At 37.5% G+C, this 16352-nt stretch carries 17 protein-coding genes; 14 read left to right on the top strand and 3 right to left on the bottom strand.

Annotated elements, in window-relative coordinates; all coding sequences use genetic code 11:
• The first annotated feature begins 386 nt into the window (after nt 1-386).
• The 7 genes from pepV (at nt 387) to AC4G3L_RS06580 (ending at nt 8483) form a co-directional block, all read left to right on the top strand.
• Nucleotides 387-1796 carry a dipeptidase PepV gene (gene pepV / locus AC4G3L_RS06610; protein WP_491076162.1) on the top strand — a complete coding sequence of 470 codons (1410 nt, stop codon included), beginning with the start codon at nt 387-389 and terminating at the stop codon, nt 1794-1796.
• Nucleotides 1797-1820: 24 nt separating this feature from the next.
• Nucleotides 1821-2675 carry a D-amino-acid transaminase gene (gene dat, locus AC4G3L_RS06605; protein WP_491076161.1) on the top strand — a complete coding sequence of 285 codons (855 nt, stop codon included), beginning with the start codon at nt 1821-1823 and terminating at the stop codon, nt 2673-2675.
• Between the two features lie 145 nt (nt 2676-2820).
• Nucleotides 2821-3381 carry an RNA 2',3'-cyclic phosphodiesterase gene (gene thpR, locus AC4G3L_RS06600; protein ID WP_491076160.1) on the top strand — a complete coding sequence of 187 codons (561 nt, stop codon included), beginning with the start codon at nt 2821-2823 and terminating at the stop codon, nt 3379-3381.
• Between the two features lie 104 nt (nt 3382-3485).
• Nucleotides 3486-4481 carry an NERD domain-containing protein gene (locus AC4G3L_RS06595; protein ID WP_491076159.1) on the top strand — a complete coding sequence of 332 codons (996 nt, stop codon included), beginning with the start codon at nt 3486-3488 and terminating at the stop codon, nt 4479-4481.
• A gap of 10 nt (nt 4482-4491) precedes the next feature.
• Entirely contained in the window at nt 4492-5421 is a 930-nt protein-coding gene (locus tag AC4G3L_RS06590) for a diacylglycerol/lipid kinase family protein (protein WP_491076158.1), read from the top strand.
• Nucleotides 5422-5426: 5 nt separating this feature from the next.
• Nucleotides 5427-7562 carry a type I pullulanase gene (gene pulA, locus AC4G3L_RS06585; protein ID WP_491076157.1) on the top strand — a complete coding sequence of 712 codons (2136 nt, stop codon included), beginning with the start codon at nt 5427-5429 and terminating at the stop codon, nt 7560-7562.
• 144 nt (nt 7563-7706) lie between these two features.
• Nucleotides 7707-8483 (top strand): phosphotransferase, encoded by a 777-nt coding sequence (locus AC4G3L_RS06580; protein ID WP_491076156.1) that lies wholly within the window; start codon nt 7707-7709, stop codon nt 8481-8483.
• Here the strand turns inward: AC4G3L_RS06580 and AC4G3L_RS06575 are convergent.
• A complete protein-coding gene (locus AC4G3L_RS06575; RefSeq protein ID WP_491076259.1) occupies nt 8471-8749 on the bottom strand; it encodes a YtzH-like family protein in 279 nt (92 codons plus the stop codon). The genes AC4G3L_RS06580 and AC4G3L_RS06575 overlap by 13 nt on opposite strands.
• Nucleotides 8750-8921: 172 nt before the next feature.
• On the opposite strand from AC4G3L_RS06575, the gene trmB reads away from it, so the two are divergent.
• Together trmB and AC4G3L_RS06565 are read left to right on the top strand one after the other, a co-directional pair.
• A complete protein-coding gene (gene trmB / locus AC4G3L_RS06570) occupies nt 8922-9557 on the top strand; it encodes a tRNA (guanosine(46)-N7)-methyltransferase TrmB (RefSeq protein ID WP_491076155.1) in 636 nt (211 codons plus the stop codon).
• 65 nt (nt 9558-9622) lie between these two features.
• Nucleotides 9623-10474 carry a YtnP family quorum-quenching lactonase gene (locus AC4G3L_RS06565; RefSeq protein WP_491076154.1) on the top strand — a complete coding sequence of 284 codons (852 nt, stop codon included), beginning with the start codon at nt 9623-9625 and terminating at the stop codon, nt 10472-10474.
• A gap of 50 nt (nt 10475-10524) precedes the next feature.
• On the opposite strand, the gene AC4G3L_RS06560 is transcribed toward AC4G3L_RS06565, so the two are convergent.
• Entirely contained in the window at nt 10525-10845 is a 321-nt protein-coding gene (locus tag AC4G3L_RS06560; protein WP_491076153.1) for a hypothetical protein, read from the bottom strand.
• Nucleotides 10846-11042: 197 nt separating this feature from the next.
• On the opposite strand from AC4G3L_RS06560, the gene AC4G3L_RS06555 reads away from it, so the two are divergent.
• A complete protein-coding gene (locus tag AC4G3L_RS06555) occupies nt 11043-12119 on the top strand; it encodes a M42 family metallopeptidase (protein WP_491076152.1) in 1077 nt (358 codons plus the stop codon).
• Nucleotides 12120-12186: 67 nt separating this feature from the next.
• Nucleotides 12187-12711: a DUF84 family protein gene (locus AC4G3L_RS06550; RefSeq protein WP_491076151.1), complete on the top strand. Its 525-nt coding sequence runs from the start codon at nt 12187-12189 to the stop codon at nt 12709-12711.
• Nucleotides 12712-12959: 248 nt separating this feature from the next.
• Here AC4G3L_RS06550 and AC4G3L_RS06545 read toward each other — a convergent pair whose 3' ends face one another.
• Nucleotides 12960-13403, bottom strand: a complete 444-nt coding sequence (locus AC4G3L_RS06545; RefSeq protein ID WP_491076258.1) for a YtoQ family protein — start codon at nt 13401-13403, stop codon at nt 12960-12962.
• A 232-nt stretch (nt 13404-13635) separates the two neighbouring features.
• On the opposite strand from AC4G3L_RS06545, the gene AC4G3L_RS06540 reads away from it, so the two are divergent.
• The 3 genes from AC4G3L_RS06540 (at nt 13636) to AC4G3L_RS06530 (ending at nt 16266) form a co-directional block, all read left to right on the top strand.
• The gene (locus AC4G3L_RS06540; protein ID WP_491076150.1) at nt 13636-14838 is read left to right on the top strand and encodes an MFS transporter; all 1203 of its coding nucleotides are present in this window, start codon (nt 13636-13638) and stop codon (nt 14836-14838) included.
• A gap of 43 nt (nt 14839-14881) precedes the next feature.
• Nucleotides 14882-15214 carry a thioredoxin family protein gene (locus tag AC4G3L_RS06535; protein WP_491076257.1) on the top strand — a complete coding sequence of 111 codons (333 nt, stop codon included), beginning with the start codon at nt 14882-14884 and terminating at the stop codon, nt 15212-15214.
• 242 nt (nt 15215-15456) lie between these two features.
• Nucleotides 15457-16266, top strand: a complete 810-nt coding sequence (locus AC4G3L_RS06530; protein WP_491076149.1) for a DUF1444 domain-containing protein — start codon at nt 15457-15459, stop codon at nt 16264-16266.
• Nucleotides 16267-16352: the final 86 nt, after the last annotated feature.

Raw genomic sequence — 16352 nt, 5'->3', positions numbered from 1 at the left:
CCACTCCTTATGGATAGTTTCCAATGGCAACATCATCTAACCTACAAGGTATAAAGGTTGTTAACCATCCCACTTCTTTAAGTAATCACTTATACAGCACTCCTTTATCGCAGTGGACTTCAAAAAGTTAGTCCTTCTAGTAATATAATACCCCTCTCCACATTTTAAATCCATAATTTACAATAAAATTAAATGAAAATTCATTTAACTAATATCTATTTTTGCAATGCAGATGCTATGACAATCTCTGTGAAATTTTTCATCCCTTCAATCTATATGATAGAGAAAACGCAGTGATATGGACCAACAAAAAATGCTAATCATATGTAAATTAGCTATAATAACGGTAATGAGCACTATAAAAAATAGAAATGAGGATACATTGAATGGAATTTAATTGGAAAAAAGAAGTGGAACTAAGAAAAAATGATTTGATTGCGGACACTCAAAAACTTCTCCGGATTAAAAGTACGCTTGATGAATCCACAGCAACTCCTGATATTCCTTTCGGTAAAGGAATAAAAGAAGCACTTGATTTTATGCTTCAGCTCGGAGAAAAAGATGGATTTGTTACTAAAAATATTGATAACTACGGAGCCCATTTGGAAATGGGGAGTGGAGATGAATTACTTGGTATTCTTGGACATTTAGATGTAGTACCTGAAGGAGAAGGTTGGACAAGCAACCCTTACTCAGCAGAAATCCGAGATGGAAAAATATTTGCGCGCGGTGCTATCGATGATAAAGGTCCCACCATGGCTGCTTATTATGCTATGAAGATCATGAAAGATCTGGGAATTGATTTAAACAAAAGGGTTCGATTAATTTTGGGGACAGATGAAGAAAGTGATTGGCGCTGTATGGATCATTACTTCGAAAAAGAAGAAATGCCAACAGTTGGATTTGTGCCAGATGCAGATTTTCCAATTATCTATGCTGAGAAAGGAATAGCCGATTTCACCTTGGACATGATACCCAAAAAAGCAACTGCTGATTCCTTAGTGGTAAAAAGTTTTGAAGCAGGTCAGCGTTTTAATATGGTCCCTGAATCAGCAAAGGCAATCATTTCTCTAACTTCCGATGAAGCAAACGAATGGAAAGAAAAATTTCAACTTTACCTGAAAGAAAATGATTTAAAAGGTTCGTATGCTGGTTCAAACGAGGAATTAACATTTATAGTCGAAGGGATTTCTGTACATGGTATGGAACCTGATTTTGGACTAAATGCAGGTCTTAAGCTAGTGGATTTTCTTTTCACTATGCCTATACAAGGGGATGACCGTGTATTTTTCGAGTTCATCCATCAGTATTTAAGCGGTGAATCTAGAGGGAAAAAGCTGGGAGTTGCTTACTCTGATGATATTACCGGAGATTTAACAATCAATTATGGAATCATTGCCTATAAGAATGGGCAGTTCGGTAAGATTGCTTTTAATTTGCGCTATCCTGTTACATATGATTTTGAGAATGGATGGAAAACAATTGAACAGATTGCTGCCAAGCACCAGTTTACAGTCAATATGAAAACCCATTTGGGGCCTCACCATGTTGATTCTAAAAGCGAATTGGTTAAAACATTGCAAAAAATTTATCAGGAACATACTGGTGAGGAACCAGAATTACTGGCTATTGGCGGCGGAACGTATGCACGTGCGTTGAAAAATGCAGTCGCTTTTGGTCCTTTATTTCCTGGGAGAGAAGATGTAGCTCATCAAAAAGACGAATACATCCTGATTGATGATTTATTAAAAGCAACAGCTATGTATGCACAAGCCATCTATGAATTAACAAGATAATCTAACACAAGGGGAGTTGGGGAAATGGATTATATTGTTTACAATGGCACACTTTCAAAAAGAGAAACGATTGCAATTGATATAGAAGATCGGGGCTATCAATTTGGTGATGGTATTTACGAAGTTATTCGTGTTTATAATGGAAAGCTATTTGCGTGGGAGGGGCATAGTAGGCGTTTATATGAGAGTGCGCAAAAAATCAGTATAACGATTCCCTACAGCTCCGAGCAGGTTAAAGAGATTCTAGAAGAGCTGGTCTCAAAAAACGGATTACATTCAGGTACAATATACCTTCAATTTAGCCGGGGAGTATCACCGAGGAATCATGCTTTTCCAGGTAAAGACGTACCACCGACATTTGTAGCCTATACAAGAGAATCTGACCGCCCATCACTACTGATGGAATCGGGTGTTGAAGCCTGTATTATTGATGATAAACGTTGGCTTCATTGTGACATCAAAAGTTTAAATCTTCTTGGCAATATCCTCGCTTATGAAGATGCCGTTAGGCGAGGGTGTAGGGAAGCTATTTTACACAGAGATGGGATCGTAACAGAAGGCAGTCATACGAATGTATCAATCATTGTGGATGGCACACTGATTACACATCCTGCAAATAATTTGATTTTAAATGGAATTACCAGGCAGATGGTTTTGACACTTTGTGAGGATCTTTCGATTCCCTATAAAGAAAGGACATTTACGACAGAGGAATTATTGTCTGCAGATGAGGTTTTTTTGACCAGTACTACATTAGAAATTACACCTATTGTGAAGATCAATGGCCAAGTGGTTGGGAAAGAGACATATGGTACAACAAGAAAGCTTCAAGAAGCTTTTCTTGTTGAAATAGAGAAAGAATGTGGAGAACTGAAGTAAAGTGAAAAGAGTTTGGGGAATAATATCCCTGAACTCTTTTCAAATGGAAGTAACTTTCAGACGAGGATGAAAATTTATTCTAAACTGTCAAAACAGTTAAAATAGCATAGCTACCATTATGTTAAAATATAGGGGAGATGAACCGATGAATAGACAGAACCACTATTTTTTTGCGATTGAGTTACCTAGTGAAGTAAAAGAAGGGCTGAGTCATTGGGCCGATGAATTAAGTCGTATCTATTCATACAAAAGTTGGGTTCATCCGAGTGACTATCATATTACATTAGCCTTTCTCGGCAGTGCATCTCAGGAATTACTGGAGAATGCTGTACAACAAATGCAAACTAGGGTTAAACATCATACTTCATTCCCGCTAACCATAACAGGATTGGGTACTTTTGGCGTTGAGAAAAGACCAAGAATCCTATGGGCGAGGATGAGGAAGCAGTTGTCTTTATATGAAATGCAGAAGGATGTATGGCATGCCTGCTCAGAGATCGGTTTCAAGCTGGATACAAAGCCATTTAATCCTCATATTACGATAGCGAGAAAATGTCTTGAAGATATGGACAGAGATCGTTTTGGACAGGTTGAGAAATCTCTCCCTGTCCTACCGGAATTTAAGGTACAACATCTTGTACTTTATCAAACTAATAGCCACTCTGTTCCTAAATACGAACCTATTGTACGTTTTCCATTGACATAAAGGCATAATAATTAATTAGATCAATAATATTTGTGAAAGCTTTACAGCCTATTATACAAATCATTTTAGTCAAAAAAGACAAAAAGAGCATGGGGGGAAACGGGATGGCACAATTAATTAAACTGCAGGATTATGTATCCCGTTACGAACAGGATATTTATCATTATTCTTCTCAGTTTGTACGTTTAAAAAACCAACAGTGGATCAAATTGAAAAAAGCCTATGAAAATAGCGATATTAATGATTGGATAATTGGTGCTGAGAATTCTGACACCGATGAACAACAGAATGAACCAGTTAGAAAAAATCAGCTCTCGGAAAAGTTCATGAAAATTTTTAATAGAGTTAAGGGGATAGAGTCTGTCTCTCTTCAGGAAGAACAAACGATTGCAAAACCTGAACAGGAACTGGGGCGATTTTTAAAATCCGTTCCACGTACAGAAAATGATTTAAAACAGCAATTTTTAGACCGGATTTTTCATTTTCAACTGAAATGGGCCAGTTCTACACTGAGAGAGAAGTCCGTAGTGAATGCTAATTATATATATGACCAGAAGCTGCGTTATTTTTTGCAACGCTTTCCTGATAATTGCTTAATTCTATACAAGCCTGTCTTCCAGTTTGAAAATGCATCGGTTGAATTGGATATCCTGCTGATGACACCTACAGAAATATGGTGTTTAACATTTCTTGAAGCGGAAGAGGATGCTGTATTTCTGGCGGAAAAAGGAAGGTTCTGGACCAGAAGACATCATAATCGGGTTGACAAAAAAGTATTGAATCCGTATATATCCATAAATCGTATGGAGAAAATCATTAATCGGATTTTGAGCAGTAAGGGAATCGATATGCCTATCAGGAAAGGAATCCTTTGCCGTAATGGGTATATAGATGATGTAAACGCCATACATACAGAGATGATGATCGATAAGCGTTCTTATACAAAATGGTTTGAAGGTATGCGCAATAACCAGTCCCCTATTAAGAACAAACAGCTTAAGTCAGGGCAAACTTTATTGGACTATTGCAGCGCTTCCTACAAAATTAGAATGGATTTGGAAGAGGAGTTGGAGGAGCTTGATAGAGAGAGCGGTTTATAGGGAATCTTTAATGAGTAAGGAAAAGTTTCATTTCATTATAAATCCTGCCGCGAAGAATAAAGGAAGCTTGAAAATCTGGAAAAAGCTAAAGAAATATTTGGATCGGGAAAGAGTCGATTACCAATTTAACTATACAGAATATGAAGGGCATGCGCAGAGGCTTACAAAGGAAATTTTGGAGAAAAAGAATGATTCATTGATTATCGCTGTAGGGGGAGATGGGACGATTCATGAAGTAATAAATGGTGCTGCCGAATATAAAAATGCCAGAGTATCATATATTCCTGCAGGATCCGGAAATGATTTTTCGAGGGGATACCATATTGATAAAAATCCTATAAAAGCATGGAAGAAATTATGCCAAAATAGTGGGAAAACGACATCTATTGATCTCGGATTCTATAAAACTAATCAAGAGGGTTACTTTATTAATAGTTTGGGTATGGGATTGGATGCAGCTGTTGCGAAAGCTGTAAATGAGTCAAAATTCAAATATTACTTTAATAAAATAGGTGCTGGTAAGCTTGTTTATTTATATTTCTTTTTTATTAAATGGTTAACGTATAAACCGACTCATATTTCTCTTTCAATAGATGACAGGGACCACCATTTTACGAATGTTTGGCTTGTGACGATATCCAATCAGCCCTTTTTTGGCGGAGGAATAAAGATTTCACCAAACTCGAAACCGGATGACGGGCTTTTTCATATCATAATCGTACATAATATCTCCAAAATAAAACTTATTTTGATGTTCGTAACGGTATTATGGGGCGGTCATCTTAAAATAAAGGGAGTACAGGAGTTAAAAGGGAAACAAATAAAACTTTCATCTGAACAACCAGCACTTATCCATGCAGACGGCGATTATATAGGCACTAACAAGATAACCGTTGAGATGCATCATCACAAAGTAAATATTGCAGCTATAGGAGAGTGAGCATTGTGTATTCAGATAGGTTTTCAGCTTTTTTGGACAAATTAAATCAAATTACGATTTTAATTCCGCTAAATTATCGCAATAACGATACTCCCATATTTACGATCTTTTTCGAAGGTCAGAAAATTGGGGTATTAAAGGTTGAGGAAGTCATTCAACTAGAGCAATATATAAAATATATATGTATGGCTCCATTTGAAATACCGCTGGGTGAAGAATATCAAATAGAAGACGATAAAGGAATGGCTTTTAGCCTGCGTACAGGAGCTGTTATCAGAACTCCGGAATTTGATGAATATTATCATTATGATGGGGATGATCTAGGAGCTGTCTATACAAAAGAAAAGACGGTTTTTAAGCTATGGGCACCAACTGCTACCAGTGTAAAGGTTAAGCTGATTAATCATTTTGGAGCAGAAAAAGGAACAGTAGCTATGCAACGCGGTGAACGTGGCGTATGGTCATTAACTATTCATAATGATTTAAAGGATTATTTTTATTCCTATTTAGTTCGTGTCAATCATATTTGGAGAGAGGCAACCGACCCATATTCAAAAGCAGTATCTGTAAATGGTCAGTACAGTGCCATTATAGATCCGGAAGAGATTGAAAGACATACCTATCAAATTCCACCATTAGAAAGCCATGTGGATGCAATTATCTATGAAACGCATGTACGTGACTTTTCTCATCATCATAATAGTGGGATGAATGCTAAAGGAAAATACTTAGCGTTTACTGAAGAAAACACGAAAACAAATAAAGGCTATTCAACTGGGATTAGTTATTTGAAAGAACTTGGTGTAACCCATATCGAACTCTTGCCAGTCAATGATTTCTCCGGTATTGATGAGACCATCATTGGCAAAGAGTATAACTGGGGTTATAACCCCCGTCACTTTAACTCCCCTGTTGGATTCTATAGCACTAATCCGCATGTGCCATTTAATCGAATAGAAGAATTAAAGGAACTGATAAAAAGTCTCCATAAAAATGGTCTCGGTGTCATTATGGATGTGGTATATAATCATTTGTTCAAAAAAGAATTATCTAATTTCGAAAAAATAGTTCCAGGCTATTATTTCCGCTATGACGAAAATGGAATGCCAGCCAATGGAAGCGGATGTGGAAATGATGTGGCCTCAGAAAGATTTATGGTGCGGAAATTCATCGTATCATCTGTTAAATATTGGCTGGAATATTTTCAGGTAGATGGATTCCGTTTTGATTTAATGGGCTTAATTGACATTGACACAATGAAAGAAATCGAACAGGCTGTCAGGGAAGTTAAACCGGATGCAATCCTCTTGGGAGAAGGTTGGGATTTACATACTGCACTTCCAGCTGAACAAAAATCAACGATTGCAAATGCCTCTAAATTGAGAGGAATTGGATTTTTTAATGATCGATTCAGAGACACCATTAAAGGAAGTAATTTTGATTTAAAAGATGTTGGTTATATCTCAGGTAAAAAAGTTGAGCCAGGTGACTTCTTTCAGCTTGTCACCAATACAGGATCTGAATATCCATTAATGCCTGAACAATCCGTTAATTTTGTGGAATGTCATGACAATCATACATTATGGGATCGACTCCAGCTGGCCAATGGGATGGAATCAAATGAAATAAGGCAGAGCCGCCACAGGTTTGCGACAAGTATTGTCTTACTTTCACAAGGCATCCCATTTTTGCATAGTGGACAGGAGTTTTTTAGAACCAAACAAGGAATCGAAAACAGTTATTGTTCACCGGATTGGATTAATGAACTGAATTGGGATCTAAGAGAGCAAAATGATGAAACGATTTCCTATATAAAATGCTTGATACAGATTCGAAAAAGCCATGGTGCATTCCGCTTCCGGACACGTGAAGAAATTGAGCACTACACGAAAATAGTGGATATTGATCCAAATTGCCATGCGCTAATGTATGAGAATGTCGGAGATTATGGAAAGTGGAAAAATATATTGGTTATTTTCCATCATGCTGAAGCGGATACTACGATTACACTGCCAGGTGATACCGAATGGAATACTCTTTGTGATAGGTGTTATGAAGGGCAGGAAGACCTGGTAATCCAAAAGAGTATAAGAGAATATACCCTTAAACCATTAAGAACATATGTATTTGTACAGGAATAATAGTCAGGAACACTTGACGAATGTATCCTAAACCTACTAAAATTTAAAAAGATGGCTATTGGAGAGAAAAGCAGTCAATGGCTGTCTTTTTTATTTATACATACAACCATGCCACAAAAGAAAAGACTATTGAAGGTGAATACCATGGATTATTTAGGGCGAGAGTGGGAGATAACCCCTGCTGGAGGGGCAACAGGTGAAGCATTTATTGCCAGGCATGATGAGCAAAGGCTATTTTTAAAAAGAAATTCATCTCCTTTCTTAGCTGTGCTTTCAGCTGAAGGAATAGTACCAAAACTAATTTGGACCAAAAGGCTTGAAAATGGAGATGTGATTACGGCACAGGAATGGATGAATGGAAGGGAATTATCTCCTACTGAAATGAGTGAAGAAGCTGTTGCTGAATTACTTCAGAAAATCCATCTTTCCAAGCCGTTATTAAATATGCTCGAGCGCCTCGGTAAAACAGCCCAAACGCCTACACAAATCCTAATATCCGTAAAAAACTCCCTTGATACGGAATTAGGAAATCATCCAAGTATTCAAGATACGCTTGCGTTTATGGAAAGACATATACAAGAGGTCAATAGTGATCAGCAAGTGGTATGCCATGGTGATATTAATCATAATAATCTCCTCATAAACGACAATGGTGAGTTATATTTGATTGATTGGGATGGAGCAATCATTGCAGATCCAGCTATGGATTTTGGTATGCTTTTGTATTCTTATGTGAAACAAGAGGACTGGAAGGAGTGGCTATCCAAGTACGGATTGCAACTCACGGAAGACCTTAAGCTAAGAATGAAATGGCATGTGTTGGCGCAGATTATTCAAAATATAGTGTTGCACAAACGAAAAAACCGGTTACATGAAATGAACCGGTATATCGAGTATTTGAAATTTGCTCAGGAATATTGATCAATATCTTGAACCCAATCTGAAAGTTTTTGCTGATGTGCTTCTATATGACTTTCCAGGTTTGCGGCATGGATGCCGCTTTGGCTGTATTGGTAAATCTCATCGAGTACGGCTTTTGTATTATCATCAAGACCGGGTTGAACCATCAGGGATTTAACGGTTCTCTCCAGCTGTTCAACTTCAGATTGTGAACCGCAGCAATCCTCTTGATGGTTATTTAAAATATCTTTTACTAACATCCAGTGATGATTTTGTGATAATGGCAAATTATCCACAACCCTTCTCTTCATATTCAGTTCTAGGTTGTGAAGGTTTGGCTAAATTTATTCATATGTTAACCGGCATAGGCCGGTTTTTATTTTGTTTTAAAAGAAGAGTGGTATTTTATAAAATGTTATGCTACTCTTTTTTTACGTATTTTAGCGGAGGTGCACAAAATTGAGACAACGTTATAAACCATGGGCTAAGGATAAGCTTATGGCTAATCCTTATTATTGCATTCAGGAGCCAGCTACAAAAAAAGGTTCATGGAATGAAGTGTTTGGAAATAATAATCCCATTCATATAGAAGTAGGTACTGGTAAAGGGCAATTTATTAACGGCATGGCGGCACAGAATCCAACTATTAATTATATTGGTATTGAATTGGCAGAGCGTGTCATAGTAACGGCACTTGATCGATTGTTAGAATCCAATCTTCCAAATGTTAAGCTGCTGAATATTAATGCAGAAGAGCTGCCAAATATATTTGCAGAGGGAGAAGTTTCACGTGTCTATTTAAATTTCTCTGATCCATGGCCGAAAAAACGTCATGCGAAGAGAAGATTGACTTATAAGACATTCCTCGATCTTTATAAAGGAATTTTACCCGAACATGGCGAAATTCATTTTAAGACAGATAACAGAGGATTATTTGAATATTCTCTTGTAAGCTTCTCTCAATATGGAATGACATTAAAAGAGGTTAGTTTAGATTTACACAATAGTGATATGGAAGGAAATATCATGACTGAGTATGAACAAAAATTCTCAGCAAAAGGTAATCCCATCTATCGCTGTGAAGTATCCTTTTAACCATTTAATGGGTGGCACAATTTAAGATCTGTCCAAACACAATCGAAATAAGGGGGCTTAATAGTTTGGAGACTTTACGCTTTGGTAAGTTTACATTGACGTGGTTAAATGGCGGAGATACTCATATGGATGGTGGAGCCATGTTTGGCGTGGTTCCTAAACCGTTGTGGTCAAAGCGTTATCCTGTTAATGAATTAAATCAAATAGAGTTAAGGTCAGACCCCATCTTGGTACAGACAGAACATAGCAACTATTTAATTGAAGCTGGTCTTGGAAATGGAAAGCTATCGGAAAAACAAATTCGGAATTATGGTGTCGGTGAAGAGTCTAAACTTGAAGAATCCTTGAATCATCTTGGATTGACATACTCTGATATCGATACAATCTTGATGACTCACATGCATTTTGATCATGCATGCGGCTTAACCGGTTATCAGGAAGGCAGATTGGTCAGTTTATTTCCTAATGCAATGATTTATGCATCAAGAATTGAATGGGATGAAATGAAAAATCCTAATATTCGTTCTCGTAATACGTATTGGGAAGAAAATTGGAAACCGATTGTTTCTCAGGTTAAAACATTTGAAAATGAAGTGCATATTACAGAAGGACTGAGGATGATCCATACAGGAGGTCACAGCAATGGTCATAGTATTATCGTGTTCGAGGAAGGTAATGAGCGCTTGATTCACATGGGCGATCTTATGCCGACTCATGCCCATCAGAACCCTCTTTGGGTTTTGGCTTATGATGATTATCCTATGGACTCTATCAGTGCAAAAGAAAAGTGGATTAAACAAGGAATTGAAGATCAAGCTTGGTTTACTTTTTATCATGATTATGCGTACCGTGCGATTAAATGGGATGTCAGCGGAAAAGAAATCATAGAAAAAGTAGAGCACGAGCGAAATCATTAAAAAATAGCCTGCTTTCATTCAATTGAATGGTAGCAGGCTATTTTGTCCATTTATCTAACTTGTTCATAAAAATCAATGATAGTACCTGTTGTAGCATCAGCAATAAATTCATACTGCGTAGAATCAATACCTTCTTGCTTCGTAAGTCCACCTTTATATACATCATAATCCAATTCGTTTTTTGTATACTTTTCAGGTTTCATCATAATCCAGGAACCTCTGATTGTTTCTCCGTCCTGACCAAGCGTACTTTTAATGGTAGATAAAATCTTTTCAGGCGAGGCCATCTTGTTTTGATCTGTCAATTCTTTAACGACATAACCAGCTGCAAAACCGGCTGCAACACCTGAAATAAGTGTTTTCCAATTCATGTGTATTCCTCCAATCAAATCGGTAATAGCTTTGTTCTTACATTTGCTAGGTTAATCTATTCCCATTCATTATACATTTTAAGCATAAATGATGCTATCTTTTAACCAGGAACAACCATCTCTATAGTATTTAGTAGTACGGTTTTGTAGAATGGAATATATATAATAGAAAATAATAGGGTAAAGGGGATACATATATGAAGCAGTCTACTTTAGATTTATTTAAAACTCTTACCGAACTTCCGGGAGCACCTGGATTTGAGCATGATGTACGGGCCTTTATGAAAAAAGAATTATCAAAATATACAAATGAAATCATCCAAGATGGCCTTGGCAGTATTTTTGGGGTTAAACGCGGGAATGAACAAGGCCCTAAAATTATGGTGGCGGGGCATATGGATGAAGTTGGGTTTATGGTAACATCTATTACCCCTGAAGGTTTGCTTCGTTTTCAAACTCTCGGAGGCTGGTGGGGGCAAGTATTACTTGCGCAAAGAGTACAGGTATATACAGAGACGGGTCCTATTATTGGGGTAGTCAGTTCCATCCCGCCGCATTTACTGAGTGATGCCCAAAAGTCTAAACCTATGGAAATCAGCAATATGCTGATTGATATTGGTGCAGATGATAAAGAGGATGCAGTCGCAATGGGAGTAAGACCGGGTCAGCAAATTATTCCATACAGTAAATTCACGCCGATGGCGAATCCTAAAAAAATCCTTGCCAAAGCATGGGATAATCGGTATGGATGTGGATTGGCAATTGAATTATTGGAAGAACTTCAAAATGAGACTTTACCTAATATTCTCTACAGCGGAGCAACCGTTATGGAAGAGGTTGGAACACGCGGCGCCGGGACTGCTGCGACTATGATTGATCCTGATATCTTCTTTGCGTGTGATGCCAGCCCTGCTAATGATATGTCAGGCAGTAAATCTGTTTTCGGATATATTGGAAAAGGTCCCTTACTGAGAATCTATGACCGTTCCATGGTTATGCATAAAGGGATGAGAGAATTTATATTGGATACAGCGGAATCCAACCAAATCCCCTATCAATATTTTGTGGCTCCGAATGGTGGAACAGATGCAGGGAAAGTCCATATTACAAATCGTGGTATACCAAGTGCTGTTATAGGTGTATGTTCACGATATATCCATACACATGCATCCATTTTGCATGTTGATGACTATGCCGCAGCCAAAGAACTAATGGTTAAATTGGTTAAGAGCTGCGATAAAACAACAGTTGAAACAATCAAACAAAACGGTTAATACAAGGTTCTAGGGAAGACAGAGGCAAAGATCTGTCTTCTTTTTTAAGGAAAGGATGCAGATTTATATGGTTAAAATCGCTATTGGTTCTAAAAATCCAGCGAAAATGAAAGCTGGAGAATTAGCTGGCCGGGAACTATCAGCTGATCTTATTTCAATTGATGTACCATCTGAAGTAAGTGAGCAGCCTTTTTCGGATGAAGAAACGATAGAGGGTGCTCTTAACAGAGCCAGGAATGCCATGAAAGAAAGTCAGTCTGATTTTGGACTGGGACTTGAAGGAGGAGTAGTGAAAACTCCTTATGGGTTGTTTATTTGCAATTGGGGTGCACTGGTCACTAAAGAGGGTGAAAGATATGTAAGTGGCGGTGCACGAATTAAATTGCCTGATGAAATAGCTGATGAGATTTACTCTGGTAGAGAGCTTGGGCCAGTTATGGATGAATATACAAAGAAACAGGATATCCGGAAATCAGAAGGAGCCGTAGGTATCTTTTCAAATGGTCGCATTACTAGAGCACAAATGTATGAACATATTGTTGAATTATTGGTTGGCCAATATGAGTATCAAATAAAAGAACAAAGAAGATAGCGGCGGGTTTGTGATGTATTAGTATTTCTCATCCTTTGCTATAAGGTGGATTTCCTCATGTTCCTTTATTTTGGAAGAGAAAAGGATTCTGATAACAAATACAATCAGGGAAACGAGACGTTTTTTCATACTAATTCTCACCTTTTCTCTAATGATTTTACTAGAATGATAACATTGGCGATAAGATAAAACCCGTAGAATCTATAGAAGACCGCCGAATTAGATTGAATGGCGGTCTTCCTTCATGTTTAATCCTCTAGTATATACTCAAGTATAGATATAGCCTGATCAACGTCTGTGACTGTGACATTTGCTTTTCTGGAAAGTTCTTTAAGAGGATGGTGAAGAGATTCAGGCCTAATGAGGATGAGCGGCTTGCCTAACGTTACAGCCATACTTGCATCCATTGCTGTGTTCCACTGTTTATATTTCTCTCCGAATAAAGCAATCACCATATCAGCTTTGTTGATCCAAAGCTCCGTCCTTAAGTTATTAATAGAGGAAGCTGCCTGGTCTTTGAAAATAGCATTGGGTTGAATTCCTAAAATTTTCTCTCCTATTTCATCTGAGAGGGAATGATTTTCATTAGGCCCTTTGAAATGAACAGGAAGCTGTTTTTTTGCAGCCTTTTCCTTGATTTCTTCTCTCCATTGACTATGGATTTCTCCGGCGAGATAAATGGTTAAGGTCATCATTATGCTCCTTCCAACTTTCAATATTTCTATTCATTTTATCAAAGAAAGCGATTGCTTGAAATGTAAAAGTGACTGGTGTCAATAAAAGAAATGTATTACAGTGCAACAATTGAAGCTCATTTAATATGTAAATAGTTATTGACAGGTGTCTTGACAGAAGTTAATCTACTGGATAGAGATAAAAAAATTACAACTTATGGAAAAGATGTGATTTAGGGAGGATAACGGTATGGAGAAGGGGAAAAAGAAAGAACGTAAATTGCTTGGAATAGCTGGAATGGCATGGCTTTTTGATGCTATGGATGTTGGTATGCTTTCATTCATTATTGCAGCCCTGCAAATAGAATGGAATTTAAATTCAGAACAAATGGGATGGATTGGCAGTGTGAATTCAATAGGAATGGCAGTAGGGGCTCTTGTGTTTGGGATTTGGGCTGACAGGATTGGGCGAAAAAAAGTATTAATTATTACGCTATTATTATTTTCATTAGGAAGCGGATTTTCTGCATTGACTACAAGCTTGTCGGTTTTTCTTATTTTCAGATTCATCATTGGATTGGGACTTGGTGGTGAATTGCCGGTTGCTTCCACTTTAGTTTCTGAAAGTGTGGCGGAAAACAGAAGAGGAAGAATTGTCGTGCTCCTCGAAAGTTTTTGGGCTGCAGGCTGGCTGGTCGCTGCACTTATTTCATACTTTGTCATACCGACATATGGCTGGCAAATTGCTTTATTAATTAGTGCACTTCCGGCTTTATATACCATTTATTTAAGAATACACCTTCCTGATTCTGAGAAGTTCCAAATGGTGAGGAACAAGGAGACACTATCTGTTGCAAATTCGCTTAAGGCATTATGGACTAAAGAATACGCTGTAAAGACGCTTATGCTTTGGATTCTTTGGTTCTGTGTCGTATTTTCTTATTATGGAATGTTTCTATGGCTTCCAAGTGTTATGGTCTTAAAAGGGTTTACTCTGATCAAAAGTTTCCAATACGTTCTCATTATGACGTTATCACAATTGCCAGGATATTTCACGGCTGCCTGGTTTATTGAGAAAATCGGCCGCAAATTTGTATTGGTGACCTATTTGTTCGGTACAGCTGTTAGTGCCTATTTCTTTGGTAGTGCAGAAACGTTACCAGCGTTGATGATCTCAGGGTGTTTGCTTTCTTTCTTTAACCTAGGTGCGTGGGGAGCGTTGTATGCTTATTCTCCGGAACAGTATCCAACTGTTATACGCGGTACCGGAACAGGTATGGCTGCAGCAGTGGGAAGAATAGGAGGAGTCCTTGGTCCTCTCGTTGTAGGAAATTTACTCGCTGCCAATACTTCTATTGATAAAATATTCTTCCTTTTTGGTATTTCTATCATTATTGGGATGTTATCGGTTCTTATTCTTGGCAAGGAAACTAAAAATACGACTTTAGAATAGAAATTCTTTGCCTATTTGGGTATGATAATTCATACAAGAGAATATTGAGAGGATGAGGATGTATATGAAAAAGTTAGAAAGTATGGAGCAGTATAATGAATTGATGTCGAATGGGAAAGTTATGCTCTTATTTTCTGCCGATTGGTGCCCGGATTGCAGATACATAGAACCATTTATTGGAGACGTTGAGGCAGCAAATAACGAGTACACCTTCATTTATGTCGATCGGGATAAATTTCTTGATTTATGTATCAAGCTAGATGTATTTGGAATACCAAGCTTTATTGCTTTTGAAAACGGAAAAGAGCTTGGGCGATATGTAAATAAAGATCGTAAAACACAGGAGCAAATTGAAGATTTCATTGCATCATTATGATAAACTATTATACTGCCCCCTATATGGGGGCTTTTTTTTATCCCATTCTCACTGGCGCTTAGACTCTCACTTCGAACCGGGAGCTGCAGTTTAAGGTTAAGTGAGAGATAAGCGCCAGATGGAATCCAATTAGTACACCTAATGCTCAGTGGGGATGAAAGAAACACTCCATAGAGCAAAGTATAACTTTATTTAGCAGCATGGGTTTATTTAAGCTATAGTAATGGTAAGGAGGAATCCCTATGAAAATGACAACTATTAAAATGAAAACTCTATTGATGGAAAGTTTGGCTGATAGAAATCTAAGCTTTACCTATAATCGTGATAAAGAGGAATTAAGAATTGAAAATAAAGAGACGGGCAAGGGAATAACAATTGGATTATCACCACTTGTATCAAAATATGAGCAATCCGGTCAAAAAGCAATTGATGAAATCCTTTATTATATTAAAGAATCAACGAAAGTGATGGGAACTGAACAATCATTAAAGGGCAATGAGAAATTAATTTATCCAGTTATCCGTTCTACCTCATTTCCTTTGGAGTCCCGTGAAAATATACCATTTATCACGGATGAGCATACTGCTGAAACAAGGGTTTATTATGCTTTAGATTTGGGTAGTACGTATAGGTTAATTGATGAAGAGTTAATGAGTAAAGAAGGATGGAATCAGGACTCTATTCGTTCCATGGCTATGTTTAATGTAAGGTCATTACCGATTAGCCCCAAAAAAGACAGTGTGCGGGGAAATGACTTTTATTTTATTAACCATAATGATGGATATGATGCTTCAAGAGTACTCATCGATTCACAAATGAAAAGATGGAAGGAAGATCTGAAAGGGACAATGGCAGTGGCTATTCCACATCAGGATGTACTAATCATTGCAGATGTTCAAAATGATGCAGGGTTTGACATTTTGGCACAAATGACTATGCACTTTTTCACGAATGGGAATGTGCCGGTTACAGCTCTTCCATTCTTATATGATAATGGCGAATTAGAGCCTATCTTTATTTTAGCAAAGAATAGGCCGGAAGAAGGTCAATAAAGACAGGGAATTCATACCAATTAAAAGAGATGTACCTTAAAAAAACGAATCTTTTGATAAAATAGTAATAGTAATTTATAACAACA

This window comes from Bacillus sp. z33 (assembly GCF_058313615.1).
The sequence above is the reverse complement of the archived record's forward strand: the minus strand, read 5'-3'. Positions and strand labels throughout refer to the sequence as shown.

What these genes read in the sequence shown, in the direction of transcription:
- pepV (WP_491076162.1), top strand. Translation starts at nt 387, where the DNA reads ATGGAATTTAATTGGAAAAAAGAAGTGGAACTAAGAAAAAATGATTTG.
- dat (WP_491076161.1), top strand. Translation starts at nt 1,821, where the DNA reads ATGGATTATATTGTTTACAATGGCACACTTTCAAAAAGAGAAACGATT.
- thpR (WP_491076160.1), top strand. Translation starts at nt 2,821, where the DNA reads ATGAATAGACAGAACCACTATTTTTTTGCGATTGAGTTACCTAGTGAA.
- AC4G3L_RS06595 (WP_491076159.1), top strand. Translation starts at nt 3,486, where the DNA reads ATGGCACAATTAATTAAACTGCAGGATTATGTATCCCGTTACGAACAG.
- AC4G3L_RS06590 (WP_491076158.1), top strand. Translation starts at nt 4,492, where the DNA reads ATGAGTAAGGAAAAGTTTCATTTCATTATAAATCCTGCCGCGAAGAAT.
- AC4G3L_RS06580 (WP_491076156.1), top strand. Translation starts at nt 7,707, where the DNA reads ATGGATTATTTAGGGCGAGAGTGGGAGATAACCCCTGCTGGAGGGGCA.
- AC4G3L_RS06560 (WP_491076153.1), bottom strand. Translation starts at nt 10,845, where the DNA reads ATGAATTGGAAAACACTTATTTCAGGTGTTGCAGCCGGTTTTGCAGCT.
- AC4G3L_RS06555 (WP_491076152.1), top strand. Translation starts at nt 11,043, where the DNA reads ATGAAGCAGTCTACTTTAGATTTATTTAAAACTCTTACCGAACTTCCG.
- AC4G3L_RS06550 (WP_491076151.1), top strand. Translation starts at nt 12,187, where the DNA reads ATGGTTAAAATCGCTATTGGTTCTAAAAATCCAGCGAAAATGAAAGCT.
- AC4G3L_RS06545 (WP_491076258.1), bottom strand. Translation starts at nt 13,403, where the DNA reads ATGACCTTAACCATTTATCTCGCCGGAGAAATCCATAGTCAATGGAGA.
- AC4G3L_RS06540 (WP_491076150.1), top strand. Translation starts at nt 13,636, where the DNA reads ATGGAGAAGGGGAAAAAGAAAGAACGTAAATTGCTTGGAATAGCTGGA.
- AC4G3L_RS06530 (WP_491076149.1), top strand. Translation starts at nt 15,457, where the DNA reads ATGAAAATGACAACTATTAAAATGAAAACTCTATTGATGGAAAGTTTG.